The sequence below is a fragment of the Poseidonibacter sp. genome (genome assembly GCF_041821165.1).
In the GTDB taxonomy this organism is placed as follows: Bacteria; Campylobacterota; Campylobacteria; order Campylobacterales; family Arcobacteraceae; genus Poseidonibacter.
The window spans coordinates 1-15,736 of record NZ_JBGUES010000039.1 but is presented as its reverse complement, the minus strand read 5'-3'; the positions used below and the strand labels follow the sequence as shown (position 1 = coordinate 15,736).

16 protein-coding genes are annotated in these 15,736 nt (G+C 27.4%); 5 read left to right on the top strand and 11 right to left on the bottom strand.

Features of this window, described 5'->3' with window-relative positions:
- The 8 genes from ACERKK_RS05070 to ACERKK_RS05035 form a co-directional block, all read right to left on the bottom strand.
- On the bottom strand, window positions 1-443 hold a 443-nt coding region (locus ACERKK_RS05070; protein WP_373771996.1), incomplete at its 3' end, for a 2Fe-2S iron-sulfur cluster-binding protein.
- Window positions 444-474: 31 nt separating this feature from the next.
- Entirely contained in the window at window positions 475-1,761 is a 1,287-nt protein-coding gene (locus ACERKK_RS05065) for a citrate synthase (protein ID WP_373771995.1), read from the bottom strand.
- 31 nt (window positions 1,762-1,792) lie between these two features.
- Complete coding sequence (gene nuoF / locus ACERKK_RS05060; RefSeq protein ID WP_373771994.1) at window positions 1,793-3,046, bottom strand: NADH-quinone oxidoreductase subunit NuoF; 1,254 nt, start codon at window positions 3,044-3,046, stop codon at window positions 1,793-1,795.
- Complete coding sequence (nuoE, locus tag ACERKK_RS05055) at window positions 3,046-3,522, bottom strand: NADH-quinone oxidoreductase subunit NuoE (protein WP_373771993.1); 477 nt, start codon at window positions 3,520-3,522, stop codon at window positions 3,046-3,048. The genes nuoF and nuoE overlap by 1 nt, the downstream gene beginning before the upstream one ends.
- Window positions 3,522-5,156 carry an NADH-quinone oxidoreductase subunit D gene (locus ACERKK_RS05050; protein WP_373771992.1) on the bottom strand — a complete coding sequence of 545 codons (1,635 nt, stop codon included), beginning with the start codon at window positions 5,154-5,156 and terminating at the stop codon, window positions 3,522-3,524. Before ACERKK_RS05050 ends, nuoE begins: the two co-directional genes overlap by 1 nt.
- On the bottom strand, window positions 5,149-5,664 hold the full coding sequence (locus ACERKK_RS05045) for an NADH-quinone oxidoreductase subunit B (RefSeq protein WP_373771991.1): 516 nt from the start codon (window positions 5,662-5,664) through the stop codon (window positions 5,149-5,151). The genes ACERKK_RS05050 and ACERKK_RS05045 overlap by 8 nt, the downstream gene beginning before the upstream one ends.
- A complete protein-coding gene (locus ACERKK_RS05040; RefSeq protein ID WP_373771990.1) occupies window positions 5,655-6,017 on the bottom strand; it encodes an NADH-quinone oxidoreductase subunit A in 363 nt (120 codons plus the stop codon). The genes ACERKK_RS05045 and ACERKK_RS05040 overlap by 10 nt, the downstream gene beginning before the upstream one ends.
- 130 nt (window positions 6,018-6,147) lie before the next feature.
- Window positions 6,148-7,308, bottom strand: a complete 1,161-nt coding sequence (locus ACERKK_RS05035) for a MalY/PatB family protein (protein ID WP_373771989.1) — start codon at window positions 7,306-7,308, stop codon at window positions 6,148-6,150.
- 90 nt (window positions 7,309-7,398) lie between these two features.
- Here ACERKK_RS05035 and ACERKK_RS05030 point away from each other — a divergent pair, with 90 nt between their 5' ends.
- Window positions 7,399-9,213, top strand: a complete 1,815-nt coding sequence (locus ACERKK_RS05030) for a menaquinone biosynthesis decarboxylase (protein WP_373771988.1) — start codon at window positions 7,399-7,401, stop codon at window positions 9,211-9,213.
- A gap of 31 nt (window positions 9,214-9,244) precedes the next feature.
- Here ACERKK_RS05030 and ACERKK_RS05025 read toward each other — a convergent pair whose 3' ends face one another.
- The 3 genes from ACERKK_RS05025 to ACERKK_RS05015 are packed head-to-tail and all read right to left on the bottom strand — an operon-like array spanning window position 9,245 to window position 12,858.
- Window positions 9,245-10,237 carry an ABC transporter ATP-binding protein gene (locus tag ACERKK_RS05025; protein ID WP_373771987.1) on the bottom strand — a complete coding sequence of 331 codons (993 nt, stop codon included), beginning with the start codon at window positions 10,235-10,237 and terminating at the stop codon, window positions 9,245-9,247.
- A 2-nt stretch (window positions 10,238-10,239) separates the two neighbouring features.
- Complete coding sequence (locus ACERKK_RS05020) at window positions 10,240-11,844, bottom strand: ABC transporter permease (protein ID WP_373771986.1); 1,605 nt, start codon at window positions 11,842-11,844, stop codon at window positions 10,240-10,242.
- A gap of 6 nt (window positions 11,845-11,850) precedes the next feature.
- Window positions 11,851-12,858, bottom strand: coding sequence for a Fe(3+) ABC transporter substrate-binding protein (locus ACERKK_RS05015; protein WP_373771985.1), 1,008 nt, complete (start codon window positions 12,856-12,858; stop codon window positions 11,851-11,853).
- Between the two features lie 168 nt (window positions 12,859-13,026).
- Here ACERKK_RS05015 and ACERKK_RS05010 point away from each other — a divergent pair, with 168 nt between their 5' ends.
- From ACERKK_RS05010 to ACERKK_RS04995, 4 genes are read left to right on the top strand one after another with little or no spacing between them, the layout of a single operon-like run.
- Entirely contained in the window at window positions 13,027-13,284 is a 258-nt protein-coding gene (locus ACERKK_RS05010) for a hypothetical protein (RefSeq protein WP_373771984.1), read from the top strand.
- Window positions 13,281-13,850, top strand: a complete 570-nt coding sequence (locus ACERKK_RS05005; protein WP_373771983.1) for an aminodeoxychorismate/anthranilate synthase component II — start codon at window positions 13,281-13,283, stop codon at window positions 13,848-13,850. Before ACERKK_RS05010 ends, ACERKK_RS05005 begins: the two co-directional genes overlap by 4 nt.
- Window positions 13,847-15,040 carry a hypothetical protein gene (locus ACERKK_RS05000; RefSeq protein ID WP_373771982.1) on the top strand — a complete coding sequence of 398 codons (1,194 nt, stop codon included), beginning with the start codon at window positions 13,847-13,849 and terminating at the stop codon, window positions 15,038-15,040. Before ACERKK_RS05005 ends, ACERKK_RS05000 begins: the two co-directional genes overlap by 4 nt.
- On the top strand, window positions 15,040-15,669 hold the full coding sequence (locus ACERKK_RS04995) for a type II secretion system protein (RefSeq protein WP_373771981.1): 630 nt from the start codon (window positions 15,040-15,042) through the stop codon (window positions 15,667-15,669). Before ACERKK_RS05000 ends, ACERKK_RS04995 begins: the two co-directional genes overlap by 1 nt.
- Window positions 15,670-15,736 lie beyond the last annotated feature (67 nt).

Sequence of the window (15,736 nt, the reverse complement as noted above, 5' to 3'; positions counted from 1 at the left end):
CTATCTAACATTACATTAGAACCTATATCGATTCTTTTTTCATGATTAGTTTTATTATCTATATTTACTCTTGATTCATAAAATCCAGATTCCATATAGTAGTCTTGTAGTTTACATTCACCTGCTTGATCGCAAGTAGGGCAGTCAATAGGGTGATTTATAAGTTGTAATTCAAGAATATCTCGTCTTACTTTCTCAATATTTTCACCCTTAGTTCTGATATTCATACCAGATTTTATTGGAGTATCGCAAGCGATTTGAGGTCTTTTTTGACCTTCAATCTCAACCATACACATACGGCAATTTCCATCTTTACCTAGTGCTTGGTGATAACAAAAATGAGGTATATGGATATTTTCATCCAGTAACTTATCAATAAGCAAGCTTCCCTTTGAAGCTTGCATTTGTGCGCCATTGACTGTGATTTCTACCATTTCACTCATATATATCCCCTTACACTTGGTTATTTTTGTACTATTTTCCTGTATATAATTGTCTAGGTCTTGCAATTTTATGTTTTGGATCTTGTTTTAACTCAGACCATTGTGCAATCCATCCTGGAGTTCTACCAATAACAAAGATTGGAGTAAACATTTCAACAGGAATTTTAAGTGCTGTTAAGATTACACCTGAATAGAAGTCAATATTTGGATATAAACCTCTTTCTTTGAAGTAATCATCATTTAATGCAGCTTCTTCAACAGCAGCAGCAATATCTAATAATTTAGAATCAAGATTTAATTCTTGTTTTAATTTATCTTGTAAACCTTTTAAAGTTTCAGCTCTTGGATCTCTGTTTTTATATACTCTATGTCCGAATCCCATTAATCTAAATGGATCGTTTCTATCTTTTGCTTTAGCAATATAAGTAGGAACATTTTTAACATCACCAATTAATTTTAATTGATCCATTACTTTTTCATTTGCACCACCATGAGCAGATCCCCATAATGCAGCAATACCAGAAGAAATAGCAACATAAGGGTGAGCTTCAGTTGAACCAACATTTCTTACAGTTGTAGTAGAAGCATTTTGCTCATGATCAGCATGTAAAGTAAAGATTGCATCAAGTGCATCAACTTCAACTTGTTTAATCTCTTCATTTGTACCATCTGGAAGTCTTTTCATAGTTCCACCTGGATAAGCTCTTAACATATATAAGAAGTTTTCAGTAAAGTATCTATTTACATCTGGGTAAATAAGTGGTGTACCAATAGAATTTCTATAAGCCATAGCTGCAATTGTAGGCATCTTAGCTAAAATTCTTCTTCTCATAACTTTAAAGTCATTTTCATTTTCTAAATTTAAATGATCTTTATAGAATGCTGCAAGTGCCATAGTTGCTGCACCCATAGTTGCCATTGGATGTGCACCATCTGGTAATGCATCAAAAATTCTAATTAAACCTTCATTTAAAAATGATCTATGTCTAATCTCTAAATCAAAATTCTTAGAAGCTTGTTCAGTTGGAAGTTCACCTCTCATTAGTAAATAACATACATCTAAGTATGAGTGTTTACCAGCTAAATCAGCAATATCATAACCTCTATATCTTAACTCAGAATTTTCACCATCAATAAATGTGATTTTAGAATCACATGAAGCTGTTGAAGTATAACCTGGGTCATAAGTAAACATTCCTGAATCTTTATAAAATGTTGAAATATCAACTACGCTTGGTCCTCTTGTTCCGTCTATAATATTATATTCATAAGCTTTACCATCTCTATTATCAGTTAGTGTCATAGTATTTTTTGCCATTAATTTTCTCCTTAATATAATTTAAATAAATTTAATTTTGATTTTTAAAATGTGCCACAAATTCATGTGGAAACTTTTTAACAATACTTTGAATAATATCTTTTACAGCTGGTGCAAATACACAAACTGTTTTACCATTCATAGTACTACATACATCAAGTATTGTCTCTAAGTCCTTTTGTGAACCATCACCTGCAAGAATTTTGCTTAAAATATTATCTATCCATCCACAACCCTCTCTACAAGGTGTACATTGTCCACATGATTCATGGTGATAAAATTCTATAAGATTTTTAGCAACATCAACCATAGATGTATCTTCATCAATTACAATCATTCCTCCTGTACCTAATGTTGAACCAATGTCCCACATTGACTCGTAATCTAGCACTGCTTCTTGAACTTCTTCTGCCGTTAAAATCGGACAAGAAGAACCTCCAGGAATAATTGCTTTTAATTTTTTTCCATCTTTCATTCCACCACCAACTTCATTTAAGAAGTCAATCATCTTGTTTCCAAATGCTAATTCGTAAACGCCCGGATTCTTAACAGGTCCGCTCATTGCAAATAACATTGTTCCAGGTGAAGTTTTAGTTCCATAAGCTGTATAAGCTTCATATCCATTTTCAACAATAAAAGGTACAGTTGCAATTGTTTCAACATTATTAACAGTTGCAGGATTATCAAAAAACCACTCACACTCTTTACCATGTGGTTTAAGTCTTGGATGTCCTCTTTTACCTTCTAAAGATTCAATAAGTGCAGATTTCTCCCCACAAATATAAGCTCCAGCACCTCTATGAACTGTAATATTAACTCTATAATCATGACCCATAACTTTATCGCCAATAATTCCAGCTTCAAGAGCTTCTTGTATAGCATTTTCTACTCTATCTGAGAAGAATTTATATTCTCCTCTTATATAGATATATGCATCATGTGCATTAATTGCATAACAAGAACAGATAATACCTTCAATTAATAAATGAGGATCATATTGGAAAATTTGTCTATCTTTAAAAGTACCTGGTTCTGATTCATCACCATTTACAATTAAATAAGCAGGTCTTGGATCATCTTTTGGCATAAGTTGCCATTTTGGACCACAAGCAGCACCACCACCACCTTTTCCTCTAAGTCCTGAATTTACAACTTCTTGTGTAACTTCTTCAGGTTTCATTGTGAATAATTTAGGAATTGAAGAGTAAGCATTATTTTTTAATGCAACCTCTAAAGTGTGATAATCAGGGATGTCAAATTTTTTACTTACAACATTTACAAGCATTATTTACACTCCTTTAAAAGATCACCTAAAGATGAAACACTTTGGTTTTCATGATATTGCCCATTTAATGCAAACATAGGAGCACCACCACAAGCACCAAGACATTCAACTTGACTTAGATGAAATTTACCATCTTTAGAAGTTTGACCTGGTTCTATTCCAATTGTATCTTTTATAAATTTTATAAGATCATTTGCACCCATCATCATACAAGATAGAGTTTTACAAACTTCTATATGATATGTTCCAATTGGCTTTAAGTTAAACATTGTATAAAATGTTGCAACTTCATAAACTTGAATAGGTGTTTTCTTTAATTTATTTGCAATAAATACCATTGCTTCTGGTGAAACCCAGTTTTCTTGTTCTTGAACTAACCATAAACAAGGTAACATCATAGCATCAGAATTTGGATATTTTTTACTTTGTTCTTGAAACTTCTTTTCATTTTCTGGTGTAAATACAAATGTTTTCATTATCTATCAAACTCCCCAGCAATAAAGTTCATACTTGCCATTGTAACAACAGCATCTGCAAGCATTCCACCTTCAACTATATTAGAATATGCACCAAGTGCATAAAAACAAGGTGGTCTACATTTTACTTTATATGGTTTTCCTTCTCCATTGCTTACAATAAAGAATCCAAGCTCACCGTTTCCAGCTTCAGTAGCAGAGTAATACTCACCTTTTGGTACTTTAATACCTTCAAAAGTAAGTTTAAATTGATTCATTAAACCTTCAATATTTCCATAAACATCTTTTTTAGAAGGTAATAAAATAGAAGGTGCATCTACATTTATAGGACCATCTGGTAACTCTTTCATTGCTTGTCTAATTATTTTTGTACTTTGAACCATTTCTTCAAATCTACACATCATTCTGTCATAAACATCACCATGTGAACCTACAATTACATCAAAATCAAAGTTTTCGTAACCGTAATATGGTTTGTCTTTTCTTAAATCATGAGCAATTCCAGTTGATCTTAAGTTTGGTCCTGAAATTCCAGCACTTAATGCAAAATCTTGTTTAATAACTCCAACATCTTGTGTTCTATCATGAAAGATTCTATTATGAGTAATTAAACTTAATGTATCAGCACAAGCTGTTTCTACTTCTTTTAAAACTACTTCTAAATCTTGCGCAAAACCATCATATAAATCAAACTCTAAACCACCAATTCTTGTATATGAATTTGTAAGTCTTGCTCCTGTTAATTTAGATAATAAATCATAAGCAGTATCTCTAGGTGCAAATAAGTACCAGAAGTTAGTTAATCCACCTAAATCTACCATATTTGCTGCATTACAAACAAGATGGTCAATAATTCTGCTTAATTCACCAATTATTATTCTAATTGATTTAGCTCTTGGTGTGATATCTATTTTTAACATCTCTTCAACGGCTTTTGAATAACCAATATTATTTAAAATTGCTGAACAATAGTTTAATCTATCTGTATATGGTATAACTTGTGAATAGGTATGATTTTCACAAGATTTTTCAAAACCTCTATGTAAATAACCAATTTCAGTAACACAAGCTGTGATTGTTTCACCTTCTAAAGCTACAAAATTTCTAATAGTACCATGTGAAGCTGGATGAGAAGGACCAACATTTAAAAGCATTAAATCATTTATTTCTTCAGGTGTATAACCCTTTTTTTCTAATAAAGGGTTCATTTCATCCATTAAATCTTCAGTTTCTGTACAGATTTGACCTTTAGTTATTTCATAATCTTTTCTTAAAGGATGTCCTTTAAATTGATGATGATTTAATAATCTCTTTAAATTAGGATGACCAATAAACTTAATACCATATTGATCATAAGTTTCTCTTTCAGCCCAATTTGCAGAATGAAATAAATCAGAAATAGTATCAACTGCTAATGTATTATCATCAATAAATGCTTTTATAGATATTTGTTTTTTAAAAGTTTTATCTCTTAAAATATAAACTACTGCAAATCTAGAAGTTGTAACTTCAGGATATTCTAAATAATCAATTACTGTTATATCAAGTAAAATATTATAATTATCTTCAGTTTTTAACTTTGAAATTGTTGATTTTATATCATTTGCATCAATTATTAAATCACATTCAAACATCTAAAAATCCTTTATAATCTTTAACTCTGTCTTTAATTATTGATTCATCATTTGCTTTTTCTTGAATTCGCATAATTGCATCTAATACAGCTTCTGGTCTTGGTGGACAACCTGCAACATACTCATCCACAGGAATAATCTGATCAATTCCTTGTAATGTTGTATAATTATCGTAAAATCCACCTGAACAAGCGCATGCACCCATAGATATAACCCATTTTGGTTCACACATTTGTTCATATATTTTTTTTAAAATTGGAGCTTGTTTATATGAAATTGTTCCTGCAACTATAAGTAAATCTGCTTGTCTTGGTGAAAATCTTACAACTTCTGCACCAAATCTAGATAAATCATATTTAGCACCAGCAACAGACATAAATTCAATACCACAACAAGCAGTACCAAATACCATTGGCCATAGCGAATAAGATCTACCCCAGTTAATGGCATGATCAAGTTTCGTTGTAACTATCGAATCACCTAAACTAGCTTCTGCTCCTAATCCCATGATAATGCCTTTTTCTTATAGATATAAATTAATCCTGCAAATAATAATCCCATAAACATAAACATTTCAAAAAGCCCTAGATATCCTAGTTCTTTTATATTTACAGCCCAAGGAAACATAAAAATGATTTCCACATCAAATAGAACAAACAAAATGGCAACTAGATAAAACTTAATAGAAAACCTAATATTAGTGTTTCCTACAGGATTAGAAACACCACTTTCGTATACAGTATTTTTCATTTGTGCATATTGGTTTCTAGGTCCGATGAATTTTGTTAAAACAAAAACACCAACTAGAATAAAACCAATAGCAACAAAAATAACAGACGCAAGAATTAATTCTGTTGACATTTTGTATCCCTATTTATTAATATTGTTCATCGATTGTACACTAATTTAATTTTCTTATAAAGATTTTAGTTGATTTACAAAACTATTATTTCTATAATGAGAAAAAAGGTAATACTTTATGATAACTTTATTATTTAAAGTACTTTGAAATATCGTCCAGTGCTACTCTCAAGCTATGTTTGCTTAATGCACAGTTTAGTCTAAAATAATACTTTCCATTGCTACCAAAAGAAACACCATCATTTAATGCTACTTTTGATTTTTCTAATAATACCTCTTTTATGTTACCATGAGATAGTGAAGTTTGCTTAAAATTTAACCAAATTAGGTATGTTGCTTCTGGTAACATAAAGTTAATATTTGGACAATTATTTTTTAGATAATCTTGAGTAAATAATATATTTTCATAAATATATTTTTTTAATTCATCAACAAAATCATCACCTTTTTCATATGCAGCTTTTGTAGCAATATAACCAAAGAAATTAATTGATTGAATTTCCCTTTTTTGTGCAATTTTTTTGAAACTATCTAAGATATTTTTATTTTTACTAATTGCATAAGCACAGTTTAACCCTGCAATATTAAAGGTTTTTCCTGCTGAATTAAGAGTAATAGTGATTTGTGCAATTTTTTCACTAATAGATGATAATGGAATAAATTTTTTAAAAGTAATATCTGAATGTATTTCATCTGAAATTATCATAATATTATTTTTTATACAAATATCGGCTAATTTTTCAAGTTCTTCTTTCTTCCAAACTCTTCCAACTGGATTATGTGGTGAACATAAACATAAAATTTTAGTTTTTTTAGTTATTTTAGATTCTAAATCTTCTAAATCCATTGTGTAATAACCATTATCTTCTTTTAGTTCATTTGTAATAACTTTTCTATTATTTGCATTTACACATTTAAATAATGGTGGATACACAGGTGTTTGAACTATAACTTCATCACCTTCATTACTAAAAGCTTCAATACAAGCAGAATATGCAGGAACTACACCATTTATCATATATATGTCATCTTTTTTTATTTGCCAATTATGACGTCTTTCTTGCCATGAAATAATAGCATCATATAATTCATGACTATCAATACTATAACCATAGGCTGAATTTTGTGCTGATTTTATAATTTCATCATTTATAAAACTTGGAGTTTTAAAATCCATATCAGCAACCCAAAGTGGATTTAAATCTTCATAACCAAAATATCTTTTTAAACCATCATATTTTGCACAATTTGTGCCTTTTCTATTTATTTCTTCATCAAAATTATAAAACATATATAAAACCTCTATTATAAACTATTTTTTATTGATAAAATGATATAAGATTTATACTAATTACCTTATTAGGTTTATTTTGAGGGAAAAATGAAAGAAGCAATTGAACTATTAAAGAAAAACGATTTATTAAGAATTATTGATGATGAACTAGATATATATTTAGAGATTCCACATATTGCATATATTGAAGTTAAGAAAGAAGATTCAAAAGCACTTCTTTTTACAAATGTTGTTGACAGAAAAAATGGTAAAAAATTTGATATTCCAGTTTTAATGAATGTTTTTTGTAATGAAAAAGCAGTTGAACTATTTATTGGAGATGGTGATAAAATTGGAAAAGAGATTGAATCACTTTTAAAAATGAAACCACCTACGACATTAAGTGAAAAATTATCTACTTTTGGAAAACTATTTGCTTTAAAAAACACTATTCCTAAAAAGAATAAAGGAAAAGGTGAGTGTCAGCAAGTTATTAAATTAGGAAAAGATGCCAAACTATCTGATTTACCAGTTTTAACAACTTGGGAGCAAGATGGAGGACCATTTATTACAATGGGTCAGGTTTATACAACTTCATTAAATGGTGAGATGAAAAACCTTGGAATGTATAGACTTCAAGTTTACCCTGATAATACATTAGGACTACATTGGCAAATTCATAAAGATTCAAATCATTTCTTCCATGAATATAAAAAAGCAGGTAAAAAAATGCCAATTTCAGTTGGAATTGGTGGAGATCCAATGTATATTTGGTGTGGACAAGCACCTTTACCTATAGGTGTATTTGAACTTATGCTTTATGGTTTTGTAAAAAACAAAAGTGCACAATTGGTAAAATCAATTACAAATGATATTTGGATACCAAAAGATAATGACTTTGTTATTGAAGGATTTGTAGATCCATCAAAACTAAGAATAGAAGGTCCTTTTGGTGATCATACAGGTTATTATACTTTAGAAGAAGAGTATCCATTTATGGAAGTTACTGCAATTACTTCAAAAGCAAAACCTACATTTTTAGCAACAGTTGTTGGAAAACCACCTTTAGAAGATAAGTATATGGGGCATGCAACAGAGAGAATTTTCTTACCTTTATTAAAAACAACAGCACCTGATTTAATTGATTATTATATGCCTGAAAATGGAGTTTTTCATAATCTAATTTTAGCAAAAATCAAAACTTTATATCCAGGTCATGCTCAACAAATGATGCATGCATTTTGGGGAGTAGGTCAAATGTCTTTTGTTAAACATGCATTATTTGTAAATGAAGATGCACCTGATTTAACAGATCACACAGCTGTTGTTGAACATATTTTAAATAGAGTTAATATTGATGATATTATGATTTCAAAGGGTGTAGTTGATGCACTTGATCACTCATCTCCTAAATTTGCAATAGGTGGTAAACTCGGACTTGATTGTACAGGTGAAGAGATTGAAGAATTAGGTATTACTTTAATTTCTGATGATGAATTATTATTTAAAATGCAAGCAATTTCTGATGAAGTAAAAGGTGTAAAACAGTATTTTACAAATACAAAAAATCCAATTACTGTAATCAAAGTTGATAAAAAAAGAAGTCAAAAACATCTTTTTGATGATTTAAAAGCTGTTTTTGAAAATATTAAGATATTAGTAATTGTTGATGATGCAAATCAAAATGATTTAGATAATACTTATATGTTAGTTTGGAGAGTTGTAAATAATATTGACTCAAATAGAGATATCTATTTTGAATCAAATACTATTTGTTTAGATGGAACAAATAAAAACTCTTTTGATAACTTTAAAAGAAGATGGCCTGATGATGTTGATTGTACACAAAGCGTTCTTGATTCATTAAAAGAAAGAGGAATTATTGATATTAGTGATGAGTTTAAAAAACAGTATCAATTGTAAAAATTATAAAAGATAAGAGAAATCTTATCTTTTATCGTAAAACTATTTTAATATCCTCTTTTTCTAAGGCTAAATAGTATTTTTGATTGTCTTTAAAATCTGTAGTTTTTAGTTTTAGCATAATTGTATTATTTGAAGTATAAGCTATTAGTTTTACTACAACTTCAAAATACTCACCACAAAATGATTCATCTATAATTTCTAATTCAAATTCATTTTTATTTGTAGTAATATTACATTTTTCAATTAATGCTGTTGCAATTTGATTATCATTTATCTGTAAATCAAACTTTTCAATAACTTCATTTGATAAAACATTTATATCTGATAAAAAATTTGCAATATAAAAATTTTCTGGATTATGATAAATATCTTTTGCATCTGCAAATTGAAGTAGTTTTTTATCTTCAATAATTCCAATTTTATCAGAAATAGATAATGCTTCTTTTTTATCATGTGTTACAAGTATTGCACTTAGATTAAATTTTTTAATTAAGTTTTTTAACCACATTTTAGTTTTATATCTAAGTTGTGAATCTAAATTTGCAAAAGGTTCATCTAATAATAAAATCTTTGGATTATTAGCCATTGCTCTTGCTATTGCAACTCTTTGTTGTTGTCCACCTGAAAGTTGATGTATTTGTTTTTCTCTATGTGATAAAATATCAAATTGAGTTAATAGTTCATTTACTCTTTTTTCTTTATCTTTTCTAGAAAGTTTATCTAAAGCAAATGCAATATTCTCTTCAACATTTAAATGTGGGAAAAGTGCATAATCTTGAAATATATAACCAACTTCTCTATTTTGTTCAAATACATCTTCTGAAGATACACAAGCATCACCTATACAAATACTACCTTGATGCTCTTTTTGTAAACCAGCAATTGCTCTAAGAATAGTAGTTTTACCACATCCACTTTTACCAAGTAAAGTTACAATTTCTCCTGGAAATACTTCAAAATTTATATTTTCTAATATCTTTGTTTCATTAAATGAAATACTAAAATTATTTACACTAACCATTATTAAGCCTTGTTCATATTTTTTGCTAAAAGTACTATTGAAATCATTCCTATTAATATAATAAACATAGAAGGAACAGAAGATTCAATAATTTGTGCTTGTTGTGTTAATTCTAATGCTCTTACAGCTAAGGTATCAAAATTAAAAGGTCTAAGTATCATTGTTAAAGGAAGCTCTTTTATAACTTCAATAAAGATAATTATAAAAGCAGCAAATGCACTGTTTTTTAATAATGGAATAAAAACTTTTCTAAAAGTTTTAAAATCACCTACATTTAATATTTTTGCAGCATCATCATAAGAGCTTGGAATTCTTGAAAAACCTGCTTCAAAATTATTTATAGCAATTGCAATAAATCTTACACAAAAACCAAATACCATTGCAATTATAGTTCCAGATAAAAGGAAAGTATCTGAAACTAAATCAATTACATATGTATCAATTATTGCAAATAATGATAAGATTCCAACTGCAATTACAGCACCTGGAATTGAATAACCTAATTTTACAATTTGAGTTAAAGTTGATGATGTTTTATCTTTATTTATTCTCACATTATATACAAATAATAAAGCAAGAACAGTGATTAATAATGCACTAAAAAATGCCAATGATAATGTTTGATATAAAAGGTGAATAAAATCTTCATCAATAATCTCTTCATATGACTGTGCAAACCAAAAACATAATTGAATAAATGGTAATAAAAATCCTAAAAAGAAAGGTATAAAACAAGTACTTACTGCTAAGAAGTTTTTAAAACCTGTAAGTTTTGTTTTATCAATTGGTCTAAAATCTTTTCCTGAACTTTTATATAATTTATTTCTTCTTTGAATTCTTTCTAAAACTATAATTAAAAATACAAAAGTCATTAAAATACTTGCAAGTTTAGCAGCATCTTCAACACTTCCCATTCCCAACCATGTTCTAAATATTCCAGTAACAAAAGTACTTATTCCAAAATAATCCATTACACCAAAATCACTAACAGCTTCCATAACAGCAAGTGTAACACCAGCAACTATTGCAGGTCTTGAAATTGGTAAAATTACCTTTGTTAATATTTTCCATGATGATAAATTAAATGTTTTAGAAGCATCAATAATTGATGCAGATTCAAAAGATAAATAAGTTTTACATACTAAATATACATAAGGGTATAAAACTAAAGACATTATAATTATTGCACCCTCAATAGACATAATATCAAAGAATGCTACTTCACTTATATCTTTGTCAAGAATATTTAATATAAAAGTTGTTACAGAACCAGTTATATCAAACATTCCTCCATAAATAAAAGCCATAATATATGTAGGAATAGCAAAAGGTAATATTAATGCATAATGAAAAAAGTTTGAAAATGTAAAAGTATATAATGAAGTTAAGTATGCAGTTGAAAAACCAATAATTGAAGTTAATATTGCAACTCCAAACATTATATATAATGAATTATATATATATTCAAATAGTAAGGTATTTTTTAAATGTTCCCAGTTTTCAGTATTTCCTATAAATAAATATAAGAATATTATTACAGCTGGTGCACTAATAAGTAGTGTTAATAAAACACTACTTATTTTGATTTTTGAGAAATTGTTTATCAATTCTAATTACTTCCATCCTGCTTTGTCAAATATTTTTACAGCAGCTTTATTATTTTCACCTAAAGTGTTAATTGAAATTGTATCATCTTTAAACTCTCCCCAAGATGAAACAAGTTTAGAAGATTCAACACCTTTTAATACTGGATATTCATAATTCCCAACAGCAAATAATTTTTGTGCATCTTTTGAAGCTAAGAATTCAATAAATTTAATTGCATTTTCTTTATTTGGAGAATATTTAGCAACACCAGCCCCTGATACATTAATATGTGTTCCACCATTTTCAAATTTAGGGAATAAAATTTTCATTTTACTAACTGCATCTCTTTGAGATTTATCTTTATTATCAACCATTTTACCAATGTAGTAAGTATTTGCAATTGCAATTGAACCAATACCATTAGCTACTGCTTTTACTTGATATCTATCATTACCTTTTGGTTCTTTTGCCATATTTGCAACAACACCTTTTGCCCAAGTTAAAGCATACTCTTCACCATGGTGAGCAATTACAGCTGCTAATAATGATTGATTATATTCATTATTTGAAGATCTAACCATAATTTGACCTTTAAATTTAGGGTCAGCTAAATCTTCATATGTTTTTAATTGATTTTGTACATCTGAACCAATTTTATGTACAACAACTCTTGATCTTTTTGTTAAAGCAAACCATTGATTATCTTTATCTCTTAAATTTTCAGAAATATTAGTTGTTAAATAGTTTGAATTAATTGATTGTAATAAATCTTTTGATTTAGCAGCATATAAACCAGCAGCATCAACAGTAATTAATACATCAGCAGGAGATTTTTTACCTTCTGATTCAATTCTTTTAATTAAAGCACTAGCTTTTGCTTTTACTACATTTACTTTAATACCTGTTTTTTCTTCGAACATTTTAAATAATTGTTTATCTGTATCATAATGTCTATGTGAATATACATTTACTTCATTACTTGCAAATAATGCACTTGTAAGAACTAATGTACTTAATGCTAACTTTTTTAACATGTCTTTCCTTTTGTTTATCTATTTTGATAATTGTTATTGAAATTATAATCTAGAGAAGCTTTAATTAATCTTAATACTAAGAATGATTATCATAAAAGATTAAATTCGTTTTAATTAAAAAATATTTATTTATTGATATAATGTTTTTTTATTTTAAGGATAAACTAAATGCAAGTAATTTTCGAATCAAGAATTAAATGTAATAAATTAGGTACTGCATATATCGAATTAAAAGATTTAGTAGATGGTCGTATAGAAATATGCAATGATATCAATGAATATTCAAAAAAAATTGAAAAACTTGGTGAAGATTACGGAGGAAGAATTGATGAAGTTAAATGGTTTGTTGATGAAAATGTTCCTCAGATTGAATTAGATAAAATTAGAGCAGAAATGGATAAATTTAAAGAGGAATTACATAAATGATTTTAATGATAGATAATTATGATTCATTTACTTACAATATAGTTCAATATTGTTTAGAATTAGGTGCTGACTTAAAAGTAATAAGAAATGATGAGTTAAGTGTAGAAGAAATTGCAAAGTTAAATCCAGAAAAAATTATAATATCTCCAGGACCAGCAACTCCAGATGATGCTGGTGTTTGTTTAGAAGTTATTAAATATTTTGCTGATAAAAAACCAATTTTTGGGATTTGCTTAGGTCATCAAAGTATTGCTCAAGTATTTGGAGGTGAAGTTATTCGTGCTAAAAATATGATGCATGGTAAAACTTCAAAAATGAAAGTGATTAAAGATACAGTTATTTTTAATGGTTTACCAAATGAATTTATTGAAACTAGATATCACTCTTTAACTGTTAATAAAGACAATCTTCCTTCTTGCATAATTCCAACATCTATGAGTATGGATGATGATGAAATTATGTCATTAGAGATAAAAGATAAACAAATTTACGGAGTACAATTTCATCCAGAATCAATTATGAGTGAGTATGGCTATGAAATGATTGATAACTTTTTAAAACTATGATTGAAAAAAACAAATATAACTATTATTTCTATTCTTTATTAACTATTGTAGTAATAGTATTATTATTTGTTGCGAATAGTTTAAGTATTTCATATAAAGAAGCTTTAAATGTCTTTGAAAATACTTCAATTCTTACATATATTACAAAAACTTCTATATTTATTTTTGGTCAAAATGATATAGCCCTTAGATTACCTTTTATTATTTTATATGTTTTAAGTTCAATACTAATGTATAAAATGACAGAAGGTTATTTTAAATATGAAAAAGATAGATTTATATCAATAATACTTTTTATGCTTTTACCAGGTGTTTTAAGTGCTTCACTTTTAGTTAATAGTGCAATTATTGTAACTTTTTGTACGCTTTTATATTTATATATTTATTACGTTAAAAAAACTCATTCATATATATTATTAGGATTGTTTTTATTTATTGATAATTCATTTGCTATTTTATTTTTAGCTCTTGCTTTTTATGCTTATAGAGAAAAAGAAAAAAAATTACTTCAAATAACATCTTTACTTTTTATAGCATCAATGTTTATATATGGTTTTAGTACAGATGGAAAACCAAAAGGTTTTTTAGTAGATACTTTTGGAACTTATGCATCAATATTCTCACCATTACTTTTTATTTATTTCTTTTATACAATTTATAGAGTAGGGACAAAAGAAAAACCTAGTTTAGTTTGGTATATTTCAACAACAGCATTATTACTATCATTGTTGTTCTCATTTAGACAAAGAATATATATAGAAGATTTTGCTCCTTATGTAGTGATTTTCTTACCATATATGATAAAAGGTTTTTTCCATTCGTATAGAGTTCGATTAAAAGAGTTTAGAAAAAACTATAATATAGTTGTTTTTCTTGTTGTTATAATGCTTGCATTAAATGTACTTTTAACAATTGTAAATAAACCATTATATACATATCTTGCAAATCCAAAAAAACATTTTGTTTACAAATATCATTTTGCAAAAGAGATTGCTAATGAGTTAAAGTTTAAAAATATAAATAATATATTTAGTGAAGATGATGAATTGATTTTAAGATTGAAATTTTATGGAATAGAAAAAGGAAATGAATATTATATATCAGAAGATAAAATTAATGAATTTGATGAATTAATTGATATAAAATATAAACATATAAAAATATTAAATCTATATATAAAAAAGATTTAATGAAAAGATCTTTTTCACTACTAGAATTAGTTATTGTAATATTATTACTATCTCTTTTATATACTATATTTATTTCAAAAACAAAAATTAGTAAAATTGATGAAGTAACAAATAGATTAATTATTTACTTAAAACAAACAAGATATCAAGCAATGATTGATAATAAATATGATGAAAATAGTACTTTATGGTATAAATCTAGGTGGACTATGAAATTCTTTAGATGCAGAAAAGATCAAGAGGGTATCTATTATGTAATATATAGTGATAAAAATAAAACAGGTCATCCAAGTGTTGAAGATACATTAAAAGATCCATTAACAAATAAAAATATTTATTCTTCAAATTATTGCTTAGAAAAAAATGAAAATAGTAAATATGTATTACTATCTAAATACTATGGAATAAAGGATATTAATATTTCATGTAATAACACATCAACTTTAGGACAAATCTCTTTTGCATCAAATGGGAAAATATATTCAAAATTAAGTAATAATGGGAATGAAGCATATGAATATGAAATTACAGATAAATGTTATATTGAATTAATAGACGAGAGTAATGAAAAAAGAACAATAGAATTAGAACCCAAAACCTCATATATAAGAAAAATAAATAATAAATAATCTTTAGAGTTTTATAAAAACATAAAAAAACAGTAAAAATCAAGAAAAAGCACAAAATTCCCCTAAA